Here is a 16,635-nt window from a genome sequence, read left to right as displayed (position 1 = left end):
AATACCCGTAACTTTTAGCTAAGAATATATACGCTGGTAAATGCTTTTTCAGCTTCAGAGCAAACAACACCAATTAAACACTCAAAGGTTAAAACACGAGATAGAGGAATTACAGCAGATTTCATATTGGTGAGGTACACAAGCTAAGTCGTCTGTTACCCAGGTATAAAGCGTGTTTTACTCCTGAATTCTGAATTCTGCTTTAACAAACCTATGCCCCGTTTGCTAAAGTACTGTAGCAGAAAGAGCTATCTGCAAAAATAAATTTCTCAAAGCCAGTGGTAGATAAGCTAATGGAGTTTTCATTGTTGTTGAAAGTGAGGTTGGCACTTTTAAGGGTATTGCCACCAGTACCAGTCCCGATAATCGTGTCTCCTCCCTCTCCTGTATCTAGTTTGCCACTGTTGGTGATGCCGATCACAGTTCCGCCGTTGCCGCCAGTCCCTGTACCCGCGTACCCGCGATCGCGTCGTTTCGGTTCTCTGTATTCAGACTGCCAGTATTGGTGATACCGATCGCACTACCACCATCGCCTCCAGGAGCGAGTTCGATGCCCTTGCCGCCGTTGCCGCCAGTACCTGTACCTGTGATCGTGTCTTCTCCATCGCCTGCATTCAGTTTGCCACTATTGGCAATGCCTCTCCCAGTACCTCCGTTGCTGCTACCTTCGAGGTCGTTTGTGCCTGTAGCGATGCCAGTAATCGTGTCTTTTCCTGAGCGCGTACAAATAAAACCTCCAGTTAAAATATCAATGCCAATTGCCACGGATACATTTAACTGTTCTCCGATTAAACTGTCGGAACCAGTAGTGCCAATGAAATTTGGTGGAACGGTAAGTCTAGGCATAATTAAAATCCTCTGAATTAGGCTTAAATACCCATATTCATGTAGGTGCGTAGGCATAGTTCGCCACAGGCATCGCGTCCTATGAATTGTTTTTGCGTTCAGAATAATGTCTTATCTGACAGGCTGATAGCCATTTCTATAGCCCGAAAATTATCTATGCGTGTTACAAAAAAATAAAATTTTATTACTTCCTACTCAGTACAATTACCACTACTTTAGGATTTAATACAATTTATCTTTAGACGTATTAGGAATATTTATTGAGTTAATCTTTAGCATTTAACCATGAACCATCCTAGAACTGAACCTACAGGGCAAGTAAATCGATAGAATAATGCTCTGTACAATTGGTGCATTATTTCCATGACCGCCACATCTCCTGCTTTCTCCCCTCAAGAAATCGCTGCTGAAGGTCTTAAACCAGAAGAATACGCAGAAATTGTCCGTCGGTTAGGGCGTCATCCTAACAAAGCTGAACTGGGAATGTTTGGCGTGATGTGGTCAGAGCATTGCTGTTACAAAAATTCTCGACCTCTACTCAAACAATTTCCTACTGAGGGGCCCCGTATCCTCGTGGGGCCTGGTGAAAATGCTGGTGTTGTAGATTTGGGCGACGGACTCCAACTAGCTTTTAAGATTGAATCCCACAACCACCCTTCAGCTGTAGAACCATTTCAAGGTGCAGCAACGGGAGTAGGCGGTATTCTCAGAGATATTTTTACAATGGGTGCGCGTCCCATTGCTCTATTAAACTCACTGCGCTTCGGTTCCTTAGAAGATGCCAAAACTCAAAGGCTGTTCCAAGGGGTAGTGGCAGGAATTTCACATTATGGTAATTGCGTTGGAGTACCCACCATTGGTGGTGAAGTGTACTTTGACCCGGCTTATTCTGGTAATCCCCTTGTGAATGTTATGGCATTAGGGTTGATGGAAACACCAGAAATCGTCAAATCTGGAGCATCTGGTTTAGGCAACCCCGTGCTTTATGTTGGTTCCACCACTGGGCGCGATGGCATGGGAGGTGCGAGTTTTGCCAGTGCAGAATTGAGCGATCAGTCAATAGACGATCGCCCTGCTGTGCAAGTGGGCGATCCATTTTTGGAAAAGTCGTTAATTGAAGCTTGTCTAGAGGCGTTTAAGACAGGTGCAGTTGTCGCCGCCCAAGATATGGGAGCAGCCGGTATCACCTGTTCTACTTCAGAGATGGCAGCAAAAGGCGGTGTGGGAATTGAACTAGATTTAGATAAAATTCCCGCAAGAGAAAGGGGAATGGTTCCTTATGAATATCTGCTTTCGGAATCTCAAGAACGAATGCTATTCGTTGCCCACAAGGGGCGTGAGCAAGAGTTAATCGACATTTTCCACCGTTGGGGGCTTCAAGCCGTTGTCGCTGGTACTGTCATCACTGAACCCATCGTGCGGATTCTCTTTCAGGGTGAAGTAGCAGCAGAAATTCCTGCCGAGGCTTTGGCGGAGAATACCCCACTATATGAGCGGGAATTATTGACAGAACCGCCAGAATATGCACGTCAAGCTTGGGAATGGACACCTGATTCCTTACCTCCTTGCACAACTGCTGGAATAGAACTCCAAGGAGGCGTGCAAAGTTGGAATGATATTTTGTTAGCTTTGCTCGATACACCCACGATCGCATCTAAAAACTGGGTATATCGTCAGTATGACCATCAAGTACAAAATAATACAGTAATACTGCCAGGTGGTGCAGATGCGGCTGTTATCCGTTTGCGCCCCCTAGAACAAATCCCCAATCTAAAATCCCAAATCCCAAATCTAAAATTAGGGGTGGCGGCGACGGTAGATTGCAATCCTCGCTATGTTTATCTTGATCCTTACGAAGGAGCTAAGGCAGTGGTGGCAGAAGCTGCACGCAATCTTAGCTGTGTGGGTGCAGAACCTCTGGCGGTGACGGATAACCTAAATTTTGGCTCTCCAGAAAAACCGATTGGTTACTGGCAATTGGCAGAAGCTTGTCGCGGTTTGGCAGAAGGTTGTCGAGAATTGGCAACACCCGTCACAGGCGGTAATGTCTCTTTGTATAACGAAACTCTTGATTCTCAAGGCATCCCACAACCAATTTATCCCACCCCAGTAGTGGGAATGGTGGGCTTGATTCCCGATATCACCAAAATTTGTGGACAGGGTTGGCAAGCAGTCGGCGATGTAATTTATCTTCTCGGATTGCCTCTGGCATCCAAAATCAGTTTGGGAGCATCAGAGTATTTAGCTACTATCCACAGTACTGTGGCCGGAAAACCGCCACGGGTAGATTTTGACTTAGAACGCCGCGTCCAGAAAGTTTGTCGTGAAGGAATTCGTAATGGTTGGGTACGTTCAGCCCACGATTCTGCTGAGGGGGGAGTAGCGATCGCATTAGCAGAATGTTGTATTTCTGGCAATCTTGGTGCCGAAATCAATTTAGAAATAGCACCAACCCAGACACTATCTCGTCTGGATGAGGTGTTGTTTGCCGAAGGTGGTGCCAGGATTTTAGTTTCTGTAGCATCAGAACAACAAGAAATTTGGGAATCATACTTACAGGAACATCTTGGTCAAGAGTGGCAAAAACTGGGTATCGTTCGTAATTATGAGACGGGTTTGGGGGTTTTCACTACTGATAACCAAGCCTTAATCAAAGTTAGGATCGAAGATATGAGCGATCGCTATTCCCACGCGATCGCTAGACGGCTTGCCATCCACACCACTAACCCCAGTTAAACAAGTGAGGAGCTAGGAATAAACAGCATAACTCCTAACTCTTTTAGTAGCGTCTCTGATCATAATTACGGTACTGTTTTAATAGATGGTTAAAGATTTATTAAGAAAGCTACAACTATCTATAGACATAATCCCAGTGACTTGACCCCCCCACCAGGAGCAAAGCTAGCATGATTTCGATTCATTCTGTCACTTCGGATGAATACCCCGACCAGAACAACAACCCAATCAATAGTCATGAAAATCAGCCTGACAAGCCAGAAGAAGCTTGTGGTGTTTTTGGCATCTACGCACCAGGAGAAAACGTTGCTAAACTGACCTACTTTGGATTGTATGCCCTCCAGCATCGGGGTCAAGAATCAGCTGGTATTGCCACCTTTGAGGGTACACAAGTCCACCTCCACAAAGATATGGGCTTGGTGTCTCAAGTCTTCAATGAATCCGTTTTGGATCAATTGCCTGGTAGCCTTGCTGTTGGTCATACTCGTTATTCCACCACAGGTTCTAGCCGCAAAGTTAATGCCCAGCCCGCAGTACTGGAAACTCGCTTAGGTTCCTTAGCTCTTGCACACAATGGTAATTTAGTCAATACAGTGCAACTGCGTCAAGAGTTGCTTGAGAAAAAATACAACTTAGTTACTACAACAGACTCAGAAATGATCGCTTTTGCGATCGCAGAAGCCGTCAACGCTGGTGCAGATTGGCTAGAAGGTTCAATTCAGGCATTTCACCGTTGCCAAGGAGCCTTCAGTTTAGTTATTGGCACTCCTAACGGGGTTATGGGTGTCCGTGACACCAATGGTATTCGTCCCCTGGTAATTGGAACTTTAGCAGGAAATCCAGTCCGTTACGTTTTGGCATCGGAGACTTGTGGTTTAGACATTATTGGAGCCGAATACCTACGAGATGTAGAACCAGGCGAATTAGTTTGGATTACTGAAGATGGTTTAGCTTCCTATCACTGGAGTCAACAGCCTCAGAGGAAATTGTGTATCTTTGAGATGATTTACTTTGCCCGCCCTGATAGCATTATGCACAACGAGAGTTTGTACAGCTATCGGATGCGGTTAGGGCATCAACTAGCTAAAGAATCTTGTGTCGATGCCGATATAGTCTTTGGTGTTCCTGATTCAGGTATCCCAGCTGCGATCGGATTTTCTCAAGCTTCTGGCGTAGCTTACGCTGAAGGACTGATTAAAAATCGCTATGTTGGACGAACCTTTATTCAACCAACCCAAACCATGCGCGAGTCAGGTATCCGCATGAAACTTAACCCCCTCAAAGATGTCCTGGCGGGTAAACGAGTAATTATTGTTGATGACTCCATTGTTCGCGGTACTACCAGCCGGAAACTAGTTAAAACCTTGCGGGAAGCTGGTGCAGTTGAAGTACACATGCGAATATCTTCCCCGCCAGTAACTCATCCTTGCTTCTACGGCATCGACACCGATTCTCAAGATCAGTTGATTGCTGCTACCAAGTCAGTAGCGGAAATTGCCAAGCAACTGGAAGTAGACAGCCTCGCCTATCTCAGTTGGGAAGGAATGCTAGAAGCCACACGAGAAGACACCAATAGTTTCTGCTCTGCCTGCTTTACTGGAGATTATCCCGTAGCGATTCCTGAGCTAGTGAAGCGTTCTAAATTGAGTTTAGAAAAGATAGTGGTATAGACGCTGGGAGCATTAGGGAGATGAGGGAGTTAGGAGGAGAAAGGCGTTAATAATTCCTAACTCCTAACTAATGCCCTATTTCCACTCAGGCTAAAATAACTAAATCCCCTAATAAAGATGGTTTATGAACCAGCCGATATCTGAAAGAGTACGCTGGACTACCGCCGATTTAGAGTTGTTTCCAGATAACGGGAACCGCTATGAAATTATTGACGGAGAATTATTTGTGACCAGAGCGCCTCACTGGAATCATCAAAAAACTTGTGTCAGAATTAGTACTTCCTTGGATACTTGATCACAGACTACTGGTTTGGGAGAAGCTGTGACTGCTCCAGGTATAATTTTTGGCGATAATGATAATGTAATTCCTGATGTTGTCTGGGCTAGCAATGAGAGATTGCCCCTACTTTTAGACGAGGCGGGGCATTTGGCTGGTGCGCCAGAACTGGTAGTAGAGGTGCTATCTGCTGGTATTGAAAATGAAAAGCGAGATCGGGAATTTAAACTAAAGCTTACTCCGCAAGAGGTGTTAGGGAATATTGGATTGTGGATTGGCGCAACCAACAGGTGGAAGTTTATCGACGTGAGCAAGCGAGTTTAAAGTTAGTTGCTACGTTATTCAATGGTGATGAGTTGAACTCACCCATATTGCCTAATTTTAATTGTGCGATGTCTACGACGGGCTACGCCTACGCATCCTTCTTTACCTAATACAATTTTAATAAATAGTGACGCACACAGGTAAAAGCGCAATGTCTCAGCAGTATTCAATTGAGCAAGTTCCTAAGAATCTAGATAAAATTTTTCAGGGAATTGAACAAGGCGAATCAGTACAAATTACGCAACAGGGGCAGCAAGTTGCTGTGATTCTACCTGCGGCCGAATATCAGCGTTTGTTGCATGGAAAGCCGGGTTTTTGGGAATCGGTGGATCGATTTCGTCAAGAAATCATGGAAGAAGGAACCGAGATTGATCCCGATGAGGTTTGGAAAGATGTACGCGACAAGTCTCTTGGACGAGAGATCATGTTGTGAGCCGCTTTTTACTGGATACTAACGTTATCTCTGAGCCATTAAGGCCACAACCGAATCCAGCAGTTATCCAAAGGTTGCAACAGTATCAGGGGGAATTTGCTATTGCTTCCGTTACTTGGCATGAATTGCTATTTGGTTGCTATCGTCTGTCCGCTTCTAAAAGGCGAGAGAGAATTGAGCAGTATCTCTTGCATATATATAGTCCAACCAAATATTCCTATCCTGCCCTATGATAATGTGGGAGCCGAATGGTTTGCTTTAGAAAGAGCGCGACTAGTAATTATAGGAAAAACTCCCGCATATCCAGATGGACAGATTGCAGCGATCGCAAAAGTAAATGGTCTGATTTTGGTAACAAATAATGTTTCAGACTATGCCGATTTTCAAGAACTTCAATTAGAAAATTGGTTTTATTAAGTGCGATCGCTCCCTTGTTAGTTGAGGAACGAAACCCAACATTTATGCATCGATATGCAATTAGAAAGTACAGCTTAACTATGCTGCAAAAACTCAACTTTGGGCAATAACGGGTCAGTCACAATACCCACACCACTAAAACCCCAGCGTTTGAGCAAGTTTCCCAACTGTGTACGCGGAATAGATTCCACAGAAAAGCGATTGGCTACTTCTGCTGCGTGGGTGTTGAGATAGCTAAGGGCATCAAAGTTTTCTTGAAACAGCAATAAATAACCTGATGTTTCGGTATCAGGACGAGCTATGAGATAATTACCGTCAGTTTTTGAGCGCACCAAGTAATAGACTTCGGACAGCATGGAGATGGGGATGGGGAGAGTGTGGGAGCAGGGGAGGCAGAGGAGCGGGGGACAGTAACTAATGACAAATGACAAATGACTAATTGAGACTTTCTAAGCGAATGCGTGGATCGGCGGCTTTTAACATTAAATCGGCGATTAAATTACCAGCAATCAGCAAGACTGCGCCCATTACCAAGCTTGCCATTAACAAATATAAATCTTGAGCTTGTAAAGCCTGTAAGGTTAACCTTCCTAAACCGGGCCAGTTGAAGAAAAATTCGGCAATGAAAGCACCATTTAATAAACCAGCTAATTCAAAACCCAATAAGGTAATCAAGGGATTTATCGCATTGCGGAGTGCATGAACGTAGATCACACGGTTTTCTGGCAGACCTTTAGCACGAGCCGTTTGGATGTAATCTTGACGCAGCACATCCAATAATTCGCCGCGAGTGATGCGTTGTAAACCAGCAAAACTAGTAATTGAGAGAGCGATCGTGGGTAAAATCATGTGCCAGCCGATATCTAAGATTTTGCCAAACCACGTTAGTTCCGAGTGATCAATGCTAGTCATGCTACCGACTGGGAAAAACGGCGAGGTGATTTGGGCTAAAACCAGCAGCGCTAAGGCAGTGATGAAACTGGGAAAGCCTTGTCCGGCGTAGCTAATTACCTGTAAAACCCGGTCTGATAGCTTATTTTGGTTAACAGCAGCAAAGATTCCTAGAGGGATGGCGATCGCCCATGTGACAATTAAAGATGCGATCGCTAATAGTAAAGTCGCTGGTACTCGCTCCCACAAAAGTGATGCTACTGAACGTTGATAAATAAAACTCGTGCCAAAATCTCCTTTTGTCAAGATTCGCCATAACCATAGCCAAAATTGCTCTGGCCAAGACTTATCCAAACCAAACTGCCGCTTGAGTTCTTCAATTCTTTCTGGCGATATCTTCGGGTTTTGCCGCAGCGTATCTACATAATCTCCTGGAGCAAGTTGAATAATGAAAAACGATAACGCTGACGCCAACAACAAAGTAAGTAGTGCCTGCAATACCCGCTTTCCCACATAAACAAAAGTTTCACTCGTGACTAGCGTTATTAGCCAATCTCGACCTGTCTCCAATGAAATTCTCGTAGATGTCATTTGTCCTTTGTCCTTTGTCCTTTGTTATCTGTCCTTTGCTAATGACCAATGACAAATAACTAATATTCAATTAGAGAGATAATCGGTACGTCTGGCAGATATTTACGCCCTTCTAAATCCCGTAGCTCGATAATAAACCCAAATCCTACAAGTTCGCAGCCAATCTTCTGCACTAACTTTGCTGTTGCACTCGCAGTTCCACCCGTGGCAATCAAATCGTCCACAATTAAAACTCGGCTACCTTGGTGTAAACCGTCTTGATGCACTTCTAGGCAGTCCATACCATACTCTAGTTCATATTCAATTGAATGAACGGCTGCTGGTAACTTACCTTTTTTACGGACGGGAATAAAACCAGCTCCTACTTTATAAGCCAGGGGTGAACCAAAAATAAATCCCCTCGACTCTATACCAATGACATAATCCGCCGTTATCCCAGCTTCAGTGCATTTTTGTGCTAGAAAGTCAATAGTGTAGCGCAGTCCCTCTGGATCGCGCAGCAGGGTAGTAATATCCCGAAATAAAATTCCGGGTTTAGGGAAATCTGGGATGTCACGAACGAGAGACTTCAAATCCATAAAATGGGGAGTGGGGAGTGGGGAGTGGGGAGCGGGAATGGGAGATGAGGGAGGAGAATTAATAATCAATGCCCAATGCCAAATGCCAAATTTCAGATACCTGAAAAATCGTACACTATAATGTCATACGCTGGGGATCGAGGCTGATGTTTCGCCCTTTATTGACGATAATTAGAATCTAAATCAAGCTATAAGAGGTATTGCACTAAATAAATGAGGTGAATTAAGTTATGTTTTAAAATTTTAATTTCAATATAGGGAAAACTTTGAGTAGAAAGAGTTAAGTAATGTATATATCAGGTAGTCATGCTACTACTACAAGTTTAATGCTTAAGTCTTGGCTACCGATCTTAAATTTGTTTTATCTAGTCTGTTGGAACCGCATAAGGTATTTATAGGATGAATGTCTCAGCAAGTTTAACGCCGTTCAACAGTCCAACTCAAGATTCACTACCGATGGTTCTGGACACTTTGCCAGATCCTGCGATCGCTTCCAAAACGTGTCCTCGCAGAACCCGGTTGCAAATTGACCTGATTTTACTGGCAATTGAAGCTTTAGAGCTTGGTGGTTCAGAAGCAATCCTGACTTTTGCTCAAGAGTTGGATCTAAAAGGAATTGTTAAAGACAGGGTGAATTTATGGCGGATGCGTAGCTCTAATCCGTTACGGAGAGCGCACATGCGCCGTCCCTTAAGTATCATGGAAGCAAAAGCTCTGGTGGTCATTGCTTGCCACATAGCCCGGCGTTTAACTGTTGTGATTCGCCAGTTACTAATGATCTGTCAACAAATGGAAGAAAAGCAGATTCCATTAGAACAGAATTTGCGCCTATCTAATTACTTAGAGAGGTTTAGAGCGCATTTTAAGAGTCGGATGAATGCTCGACGTTCTGGTGTCCTGGCATTAACTTCTGATGCAAAATTAGATGAGCTAGCTATAAATTTGTTAGGACAATTACTATTCTGTACTGGTACAGCAGGAATGCAGCGATTCTGGATTAGTCTTTTTGACGGTGAAGTGGAATGAATATTCAACGTAAGTACAGTTTGCCTAATTGTACACTGCTTTTAGAAGGGTTAAGTGATGTCACTAGGGCTGCACACTTCCAGGAAATGCGCCCGGAATTATCAATATTGGTAAATGCAGAATGTTATTTATCTGGTTACAACCAACCCTTAACGGGAGGGCGGGAATTTTTTGAAAGTTTGGTGAGGGCTGTTAGTGGCTATGCCCAAGAATTTTTAAGTAGTGTACCCAATCCGCAGGCACACAACCAGGAATCTGAGCTAGTAGAGTTTCGGAAAATTGATAGCAACCGACATAGGTTAATTATATATTCAGAAGGCGCTCCAGAGGGATTCGATAACTCTAACAATTCCAAACGTCCGCCTATCGAAATAGATTTAAATACAGTACAGTTGTTTGATTTAGTGGAAGCAGTGGATCAGTTTTTTGCTGATACTCAAACTTTACCTGAACTTTCTTTAGAACTACAACCGGTTACCAGACGCTATGGCGGTGCTAGTCAGGCTGTAATCAGACAGGCTGTTCCTGCTGCTGTGGGTGTGTCAAGTTTAGCAGTAGCAGCGATCGCCTTTAACTTGATTCCACCTCCCCAAATCCGTCCACCACAGCCTAAACCAGATGAGCAAACTAGCTCTACCACAAACAATATCGCTGCTCCAGCATCAGCTGCTGCAACGCCTACACGAACACCCACAGCTAATACAAAGCCGCCAGTTCAAGATTTAGAAGCACTTTTAAATACAGTTCCAGAAATAACTGATCCATCGCAGCTGCGTGCATTAAATCGTATAGTTTACAACAAAATTCATCCAGTTTGGACTAATCGCTCAGAATTGCAACAGGATTTGATCTATCGTCTGGGTGTAGCTGCGGATGGAGCGATCGTCGGTTATAAAGCAGTAAATAAAGAAGCAAATATAGGAGTAGGTCAAACTCCTCTATCTAACGTACTTTACAATCCAGTTAGCCGCCCTTCCATTTCTAAAGAACCGATCGCTCAATTTCGGGTAGTATTTAATACAAATGGTGTGCTAGAAGTTAGCCCTTGGCGGGGGTATGCTAGGACACCAGAAGTAGTAGGTGCAAAAATTACTGACTCTAATATAGTCAAAGGTTTAAACCAAAAGCTTTATAAGACAGTTCGCCAAAGCTGGAATGGTACCCCCACCTTTACGCGAGATTTGAAATATCGGGTAGCAGTCAACAAAGATGGTATAATTGCTGACTATGAACCACTAAACCAGGTCGCCTTTGACTATTTCCGCGAAACACCCCTTCCCAAGATGTTCAACGCGGTCTACGGTTCCAATGTAGTAGCTCCCAATAATAAAGAACCTCTCGCACACTTCCAAGTAATATTTAAGCCTAGCGGTACGCTGGAAGTTAAGCCTTGGCAGGGATATCAATAATGGGGCATGGGGCATTGGGAAAAGAATTAAGTTGCTATTCCCTATTCCCTATTCCCTATAGATTTTAGATAAGCATTGAGCTTGGGTAATAGTTCATCAAGAATTGGTTTAAATCTGCTTACCTGTTCATTTGTCAATAACTGTCTGGCGTAGGCTAACCTCAACCAGCTGATAGTTTCATATAAAAACCCTCTTGCAACCTTGACAAAACGTCGATTGTCTTGGTCATTGTACTTACCTCTACCTTCTGCAATGTTCGCACAAGTACTATCAGCAGACCGAACAATTTGCTTGCCCAGTGTATCTTTAGTGAAATTGTCCCATGCCTTAGGGACTTCCAAATAAAAAAATGTTCCAAAACTCTCTCTATTTCTTCTCTCTGCGTTCTCTGCGCGGCAGTCGCTCATGGGGGAAACCCCCAAGACCGCGCTGCCTTGTCTCTGTGGTTCGTTTCTTGGAATAATTTATTTCTTGGAAGTCCCTTAACAATACGCCAAGTTTCATTAGCTAGCTTTTGGGCAAGTTGATAAACTTCTAATTCCTCAAAATCAGGTCTTCTCACAAAATTCTATTGATCATTTATTGATCAATAGTTTCCAATGCCCAATTCCCAATTTACCTTGTAATTCTCCGCATATAATTCCCCCATAACTGGGCTGCTTGAGCGCTGCTACCAGTTGTTGGGGAATTATTGTCGTTTCCCAGCCAGACACCAGTTACAAGCCGCCGACTGGGGATAAAGCCGATGAACCATAAGTCAACGTTTTTATCAGTCGTGCCTGTTTTACCGGCTTCCCCTAGCCCAATAGCAGCACTACGACCAGTCCCTCTGGCGACTACGCCACGCATCAAACTAGTCATCTCATCGGCTACACCATTTGACAGAACTCGTTTGTTGGCATCTGGATCTTGGTCGAAGGAGTAGATTACACGACAGGTTTTGATATCATTGCGATCGCGGCAATCACCACTGTCTAAAATTCGGTTAATCGCATGGGGAGGATTCCGTACACCACCATTACCAATAGTGCCAAAAGCACCAGTCATTTCCAAAACATTGACTACACTTTGACCTAGTACCAAGCCAGGAACTGGATCGAGGGTTGACTTTATTCCTAAATTCTGTGCCATTGCCACGACTTTATTCAGCCCGATTTCTCTGGCAACTCGCAAAGCGATGGGATTTTCTGAAAGAGCTAGCCCCGTGGCAATATCTAAACTACCGCCAGCACCAGCACGACAGGGTTTATAAGTAAAGCCTTGCCAAGTTAAAGGAGCGCAAGAATAACTTTTTGATTCTGGAATTCCCTGTTGAATAGCAGCCGTGTAAGCAAAGATTTTGAAGGTGGAACCTGGTTGTCTTTTGGCTTGAACGGCACGATTGAACTGACTTTTTCTGTAATCAGTCCCGCCCACCATTGCCAGGATACTGCCTGTACTAGAGTCAAGAGTGACTACCGCCCCTTGAGAAAAATTAAAATTTCTACCGCCATTGTTCACTGAATTATTTAATGCTGCTTCTGCTTGGCTCTGTATGGCTGGATCAAGCTTGGTTTCAATGATATAATTTCCTTCTCTTGCGGCTCCCTCCCCCAAAATTGATTCAAGTTCAGAGAAGACGTAACTGTAAAAATAAGGAGCGATCGTCTTAGCTTGCTGTTCGCAGACTTTAGGACTAATTTGGACAGTGGAGCGTCTAGCTCGGTTCGCATCCTCAGGTTTAATTTTGTCCATCTCCAGCAACCGCTTAATCACACGATTTCGGTATTCAGCCGCTTCTAGTTTATTTGGACTATCTCCACAAAAATCGAAGGCGTTGGGAGCAGGTAAAATTCCTACTAATGTTGCTGCTTCTGCCAAAGTTAATTTTTTAGCCGGCTTCTCAAAATAATACCGGGATGCATCCTCAAAGCCAGAGGTATCTCCCCCCAAAAAAACCCGATTTAAGTACATCAGCAAAATATCATCTTTGCTGTAAAAGGTTTCAAGCTTCAGGGCAACAACTGCTTCTCGCAATTTGCGTCCAAGGGTATCCTGTCTGCCTACATACTCACGGAACAAACTGCGGGCAACTTGCTGGGTTACAGTGCTGGCTCCTTGTTGCACATCTCCACTACGGCTATTGATTAATACGGCTCGTAAAATTCCTACAGGGTCAACCCCAAAGTGCCAGTAATAACGACTATCCTCTGAAGCCACCACCGCAGCAGGCAAATAAGGGCCAAATTCGTCTAATCGCTTCATGTCTATGTGGGAGGTAGTCCGAGGCTCTCTCAGGGGAGTAGCTCCATCACGGGCGTAAACAACTACTGGGGCGCGTGTAGCTGTGGGTAGGGGTTTAACTTGAAATTTTAGCCATTCGACACCAATTACTAACGCTAACAGGGCACTAGCACCGCCGACACCACAAGCTGTCCAACTTGCAGCTTTCACATACCAGGCTGGTGGATCGACGTATTGCAACCGCACAGAAGCGGCAAGTTCTGGGGGGCCCAGAGTCAGAATATCGCCGTGACGCAGTTCTAGAGAATTGACACGACGCTTACCACGATAAATGCCATTGGTAGAGTTTTCGTCTTTGATGACGAAAACTGGTGTGCGTTGAGTAGAATTCCGCGATAGCGACAGGTGAATTTGGCTGACAACAGGGTTACGGATGACGATATCGCTGGATTTAGAGCTACGACCTAGAATATAGCGATCGCCCAACAGTGGATATACCTCTGCTTTATCCGCCCCCGCATCCTGCACCCAGAGTTCCGGTACTTTAGCATTAGGCTTGAGCGCCAATTTAGAAAAATCGACCCTAGCTTGGATAGTATGTACCGCTTGAGTCAGTTGACCAAGTAAAGTTTGTGGCTTTTGAGGGGGTTGGGGAGAACTCATCGGCTATTTACATCACACTTTTTAGTGAAGAATCGGGCGAATTACAATCAATTTTAGATGTTAGTCTTTCATCATTTTACTCATAAGCCAAAGCATAAATTATCTATACGGAATATTTTGACTTAATTTATACTTTATATTAGCCTACTACTAAAAGGCGTCTGTATTTTTTATTACTTTAAAACAGAAGTATAAAAAAATATCCATTCTTAAAGGCTTACTATATCAATATAAATCATTATATGACTACGAACATGATTTTAATTTACGTATTTTTAAACACTAATCATTGGTAGACAACAGATTTAATTTTTACCAATTTTACATATCCACATATTCTGAAATAAACCTAAATATATTCATTTAGGAAGATTTTCTAAATCCTATTGTCTGTTTTAATGGGCCGAGTGTTCCGTTGAGGTTAATTACAGAATGATGGGAAAATCTCTGACTCTGATTGGTGCAGCTTTATCTTTAGCATTCACCGCTAACATTGCTGTAGCCGAATCCAGTAAATCCCCCATAGCCCAATCCAGTAGCGACTCCACTAGTGCACCAACGGAAATTAAGATGTCGCCAGAAGGGATGAAAATTCTGTGCGAGTATTTTCCGCTCAACTCCCGTTGTCCTGGCGGCACAGCCCTCACCCCTACTAGCGCTCCTGGTAGCACTACGGCGCCAGCAGAAACCACGCCCAGTAGCACAACAACTACACCAGGTGGAACAACTGCACCAGGTAGCACAACTGCACCAGGTAGCACAACTGAACCTGGTGCTGGATCTGCCACTCCTGAAAGCACTCCAGCACCAGGAGCCGTTACCCCACCAGATTCTAGCGCTCCTACCAAGTTAACTCCACCAGCACCAGGAACTGTTACCCCACCTGAAGGCCCTGCTGGCAACTTAACTCCACCAGGAAGCGTTACCCCAGTTCAACCTGGCACTCCTGGCACTCCTGGCAGCAGTACCGAACCAAGTAGCTCAAGTTCGCCTGAGTCTGGCGCTCCTGGCAGCATTACCGTACCAGGAAACCCAACTACACCTGAGTCTGGTACTACTGACAGCAATCCCGAACCAAGTACTGGTTCTCCCAATAATACTCCAGGCTCTAGTTCGCCAACTCCTAGCCGATAATTAAATTAAAAGCTGAGGCATAATCTGAATAATAGTTTGCCATCAGCGATCGCCAGTGCATATTGACCTCTTACACCAGTTATGTAAACTGGTGTAAAATAACAGATCAAAATAGCTCAAACCAATGAGCAAGTCTTCGCATATAGGATTGAGCAAAGGTTTTAGCAATTAATAGCCTGGGATGATTAATCATTCCAGGCTTAATAGTTTAATGCGACCTATCAGTTGAAGTCGGTGTTTTTTGAAAGGAAGCAATTAATAGGCAAACAATACCGATACTAATAAATGAATCTGCCACATTAAATACAGCAAAATTAATCAGGCGAAAATCAAGAAAATCAACAACGTAGCCTAAAACAAAGCGATCGATACCGTTGCCCATAGCTCCACCTAAAATCAAGCCATAGCCTAATTGATCCCACAAATTTAATGTTGGGCCAAACAAGGCCAAGGCTATCAATACTAAACTCACTCCTAAAGATAACCAGCGCAACCACTCTACTTTCCCACTTAACAGACTAAAAGCTGCACCAGTATTAGTGACATAGGTGAAGTGAAATATTCCAGGTAAGAGTGGTAGTGTTTGCCCCAAGCTAAAGGTTTGCACTACCCAGTATTTTGTTATTTGATCTAAGAAAAAAGCTATGAAGGCAGCTATCCAGAAAAGACGATTTTTTAAACGCATGAAACTAGGGGCTAGGATTAGGGACTAGGGACTAAGGACTAAGGATTAGAAAAATTTTAAATTTCTAGCCCCTAGCCTCTAGCCCCTTCATGACTAATAAAACATTAAGTGACGCAATATATATGCTATTACAGTAACGGCACAGACCACATTTAATTGCCCTGGTAGTGCAAACCAGGAGTATCTAAGGATTGCTTGCATCAAGGGGAGATTTTCTGTGCCTTTCCACTGAAAAATATAGCTAATAATCAAATAAGTAATACCGCATAGGTGGATAGTTAACAAGCCACAAATGCAACTAAAGGTGAGAGTTTCTAGTCGAGGTCTAGCTTTAAAAGCGAACAAGCCACAAATCCAAGATCCAGGAATAAAGCCTAATAGATAGCCAAATTGAGATAACTTAACATAACCAATACCGCCCCCATCCGCAAATACAGGTAATAAGGTTAACCCCATGACTAAATAGGCAATTTGTGAGAGCGCACCAGCATTTTTGCCCCCTAAACAACCCACTAACAATACTGCGCCAACTTGAAAAGTGACACCTAATGAAATTGTCTGAATTCCGTGCTTACTCCAATTCCAAGGTAAGGTGATGCCATAAACTTCTAGGAAAGTGCCACCCATTGTTAGGAGTAAGCCAATCATTGACCATAGTAATTGATTGGAAGCAGCAAACATTTATTCAGTCAACCAGGGAAAGGCAAAAGGGAAAACCAACTGCAACTAGTA

Annotated in this window: 15 protein-coding genes and 2 pseudogenes; 8 read left to right on the top strand and 9 right to left on the bottom strand. The window is 43.9% G+C overall.

Translation table 11 applies throughout. The features are described 5' to 3' along the window. Positions 1–211 precede the first annotated feature (211 nt). The gene (locus V7K25_RS19620) at positions 212–421 is read right to left on the bottom strand and encodes a hypothetical protein (RefSeq protein ID WP_335160173.1); all 210 of its coding nucleotides are present in this window, start codon (positions 419–421) and stop codon (positions 212–214) included. Next, the gene (locus V7K25_RS19615; protein WP_335160172.1) at positions 418–846 is read right to left on the bottom strand and encodes a hypothetical protein; all 429 of its coding nucleotides are present in this window, start codon (positions 844–846) and stop codon (positions 418–420) included. Before V7K25_RS19615 ends, V7K25_RS19620 begins: the two co-directional genes overlap by 4 nt. A gap of 363 nt (positions 847–1,209) precedes the next feature. Between V7K25_RS19615 and purL the strand changes: the two genes are divergently transcribed. The 5 genes and pseudogenes from purL (at position 1,210) to V7K25_RS31670 (ending at position 6,703) form a co-directional block, all read left to right on the top strand. Beyond that, positions 1,210–3,582, top strand: a complete 2,373-nt coding sequence (purL, locus tag V7K25_RS19610; protein ID WP_335160171.1) for a phosphoribosylformylglycinamidine synthase subunit PurL — start codon at positions 1,210–1,212, stop codon at positions 3,580–3,582. A 170-nt stretch (positions 3,583–3,752) separates the two neighbouring features. Beyond that, positions 3,753–5,252: an amidophosphoribosyltransferase gene (gene purF, locus V7K25_RS19605; protein WP_335160170.1), complete on the top strand. Its 1,500-nt coding sequence runs from the start codon at positions 3,753–3,755 to the stop codon at positions 5,250–5,252. A gap of 124 nt (positions 5,253–5,376) precedes the next feature. Then, positions 5,377–5,963 (top strand): annotated as a pseudogene (locus V7K25_RS19600) (Uma2 family endonuclease). A 41-nt stretch (positions 5,964–6,004) separates the two neighbouring features. Then, a complete protein-coding gene (locus V7K25_RS19595) occupies positions 6,005–6,286 on the top strand; it encodes a type II toxin-antitoxin system Phd/YefM family antitoxin (protein WP_335160169.1) in 282 nt (93 codons plus the stop codon). Then, positions 6,283–6,703 (top strand): annotated as a pseudogene (locus V7K25_RS31670) (type II toxin-antitoxin system VapC family toxin). The gene V7K25_RS19595 and the pseudogene V7K25_RS31670 overlap by 4 nt, the downstream one beginning before the upstream one ends. 74 nt (positions 6,704–6,777) lie before the next feature. On the opposite strand, the gene V7K25_RS19580 reads toward V7K25_RS31670, so the two are convergent. The 3 genes from V7K25_RS19580 to V7K25_RS19570 all read right to left on the bottom strand — a co-directional run bounded on the left by V7K25_RS19580 (position 6,778) and on the right by V7K25_RS19570 (position 8,763). After that, entirely contained in the window at positions 6,778–7,059 is a 282-nt protein-coding gene (locus V7K25_RS19580; RefSeq protein ID WP_100898347.1) for a hypothetical protein, read from the bottom strand. Positions 7,060–7,138: 79 nt separating this feature from the next. Further along, a complete protein-coding gene (locus V7K25_RS19575) occupies positions 7,139–8,185 on the bottom strand; it encodes an ABC transporter permease (protein WP_335160167.1) in 1,047 nt (348 codons plus the stop codon). Between the two features lie 59 nt (positions 8,186–8,244). Next, positions 8,245–8,763: an adenine phosphoribosyltransferase gene (locus V7K25_RS19570; protein WP_335160166.1), complete on the bottom strand. Its 519-nt coding sequence runs from the start codon at positions 8,761–8,763 to the stop codon at positions 8,245–8,247. A gap of 399 nt (positions 8,764–9,162) precedes the next feature. Between V7K25_RS19570 and V7K25_RS19565 the strand changes: the two genes are divergently transcribed. After that, positions 9,163–9,789 carry a DUF3038 domain-containing protein gene (locus tag V7K25_RS19565; RefSeq protein WP_324977801.1) on the top strand — a complete coding sequence of 209 codons (627 nt, stop codon included), beginning with the start codon at positions 9,163–9,165 and terminating at the stop codon, positions 9,787–9,789. Further along, positions 9,786–11,198 carry a DUF4335 domain-containing protein gene (locus V7K25_RS19560; protein ID WP_335160165.1) on the top strand — a complete coding sequence of 471 codons (1,413 nt, stop codon included), beginning with the start codon at positions 9,786–9,788 and terminating at the stop codon, positions 11,196–11,198. Before V7K25_RS19565 ends, V7K25_RS19560 begins: the two co-directional genes overlap by 4 nt. 41 nt (positions 11,199–11,239) lie before the next feature. Here V7K25_RS19560 and V7K25_RS19555 read toward each other — a convergent pair whose 3' ends face one another. Together V7K25_RS19555 and V7K25_RS19550 are read right to left on the bottom strand one after the other, a co-directional pair. Then, the gene (locus V7K25_RS19555; RefSeq protein ID WP_335160164.1) at positions 11,240–11,605 is read right to left on the bottom strand and encodes a four helix bundle protein; all 366 of its coding nucleotides are present in this window, start codon (positions 11,603–11,605) and stop codon (positions 11,240–11,242) included. Between the two features lie 208 nt (positions 11,606–11,813). Next, entirely contained in the window at positions 11,814–14,084 is a 2,271-nt protein-coding gene (locus V7K25_RS19550; RefSeq protein WP_335160163.1) for a transglycosylase domain-containing protein, read from the bottom strand. Positions 14,085–14,516: 432 nt separating this feature from the next. Here V7K25_RS19550 and V7K25_RS19545 point away from each other — a divergent pair, with 432 nt between their 5' ends. Beyond that, the gene (locus V7K25_RS19545; RefSeq protein WP_335160162.1) at positions 14,517–15,218 is read left to right on the top strand and encodes a hypothetical protein; all 702 of its coding nucleotides are present in this window, start codon (positions 14,517–14,519) and stop codon (positions 15,216–15,218) included. 208 nt (positions 15,219–15,426) lie between these two features. On the opposite strand, the gene lspA is transcribed toward V7K25_RS19545, so the two are convergent. Both lspA and V7K25_RS19535 read right to left on the bottom strand, forming a co-directional pair. Continuing rightward, complete coding sequence (gene lspA / locus V7K25_RS19540; RefSeq protein WP_335160161.1) at positions 15,427–15,903, bottom strand: signal peptidase II; 477 nt, start codon at positions 15,901–15,903, stop codon at positions 15,427–15,429. A 93-nt stretch (positions 15,904–15,996) separates the two neighbouring features. Further along, positions 15,997–16,584 (bottom strand): biotin transporter BioY, encoded by a 588-nt coding sequence (locus tag V7K25_RS19535; RefSeq protein ID WP_335160160.1) that lies wholly within the window; start codon positions 16,582–16,584, stop codon positions 15,997–15,999. Between the last annotated feature and the right edge of the window lie 51 nt (positions 16,585–16,635).

Origin of the sequence: Nostoc sp., from assembly GCF_036919495.1 — a bacterium.
In the GTDB taxonomy this organism is placed as follows: domain Bacteria; phylum Cyanobacteriota; class Cyanobacteriia; order Cyanobacteriales; family Nostocaceae; genus Nostoc.
The sequence above is the reverse complement of the archived record's forward strand: the minus strand, read 5'-3'. Positions and strand labels throughout refer to the sequence as shown.

What these genes read in the sequence shown, in the direction of transcription:
- V7K25_RS19615 (WP_335160172.1), bottom strand. Translation starts at nt 846, where the DNA reads ATGCCTAGACTTACCGTTCCACCAAATTTCATTGGCACTACTGGTTCC.
- purL (WP_335160171.1), top strand. Translation starts at nt 1,210, where the DNA reads ATGACCGCCACATCTCCTGCTTTCTCCCCTCAAGAAATCGCTGCTGAA.
- purF (WP_335160170.1), top strand. Translation starts at nt 3,753, where the DNA reads ATGATTTCGATTCATTCTGTCACTTCGGATGAATACCCCGACCAGAAC.
- V7K25_RS19595 (WP_335160169.1), top strand. Translation starts at nt 6,005, where the DNA reads ATGTCTCAGCAGTATTCAATTGAGCAAGTTCCTAAGAATCTAGATAAA.
- V7K25_RS19580 (WP_100898347.1), bottom strand. Translation starts at nt 7,059, where the DNA reads ATGCTGTCCGAAGTCTATTACTTGGTGCGCTCAAAAACTGACGGTAAT.
- V7K25_RS19575 (WP_335160167.1), bottom strand. Translation starts at nt 8,185, where the DNA reads ATGACATCTACGAGAATTTCATTGGAGACAGGTCGAGATTGGCTAATA.
- V7K25_RS19570 (WP_335160166.1), bottom strand. Translation starts at nt 8,763, where the DNA reads ATGGATTTGAAGTCTCTCGTTCGTGACATCCCAGATTTCCCTAAACCC.
- V7K25_RS19565 (WP_324977801.1), top strand. Translation starts at nt 9,163, where the DNA reads ATGAATGTCTCAGCAAGTTTAACGCCGTTCAACAGTCCAACTCAAGAT.
- V7K25_RS19560 (WP_335160165.1), top strand. Translation starts at nt 9,786, where the DNA reads ATGAATATTCAACGTAAGTACAGTTTGCCTAATTGTACACTGCTTTTA.
- V7K25_RS19555 (WP_335160164.1), bottom strand. Translation starts at nt 11,605, where the DNA reads ATGAGCGACTGCCGCGCAGAGAACGCAGAGAGAAGAAATAGAGAGAGT.
- V7K25_RS19550 (WP_335160163.1), bottom strand. Translation starts at nt 14,084, where the DNA reads ATGAGTTCTCCCCAACCCCCTCAAAAGCCACAAACTTTACTTGGTCAA.
- V7K25_RS19545 (WP_335160162.1), top strand. Translation starts at nt 14,517, where the DNA reads ATGATGGGAAAATCTCTGACTCTGATTGGTGCAGCTTTATCTTTAGCA.
- lspA (WP_335160161.1), bottom strand. Translation starts at nt 15,903, where the DNA reads ATGCGTTTAAAAAATCGTCTTTTCTGGATAGCTGCCTTCATAGCTTTT.
- V7K25_RS19535 (WP_335160160.1), bottom strand. Translation starts at nt 16,584, where the DNA reads ATGTTTGCTGCTTCCAATCAATTACTATGGTCAATGATTGGCTTACTC.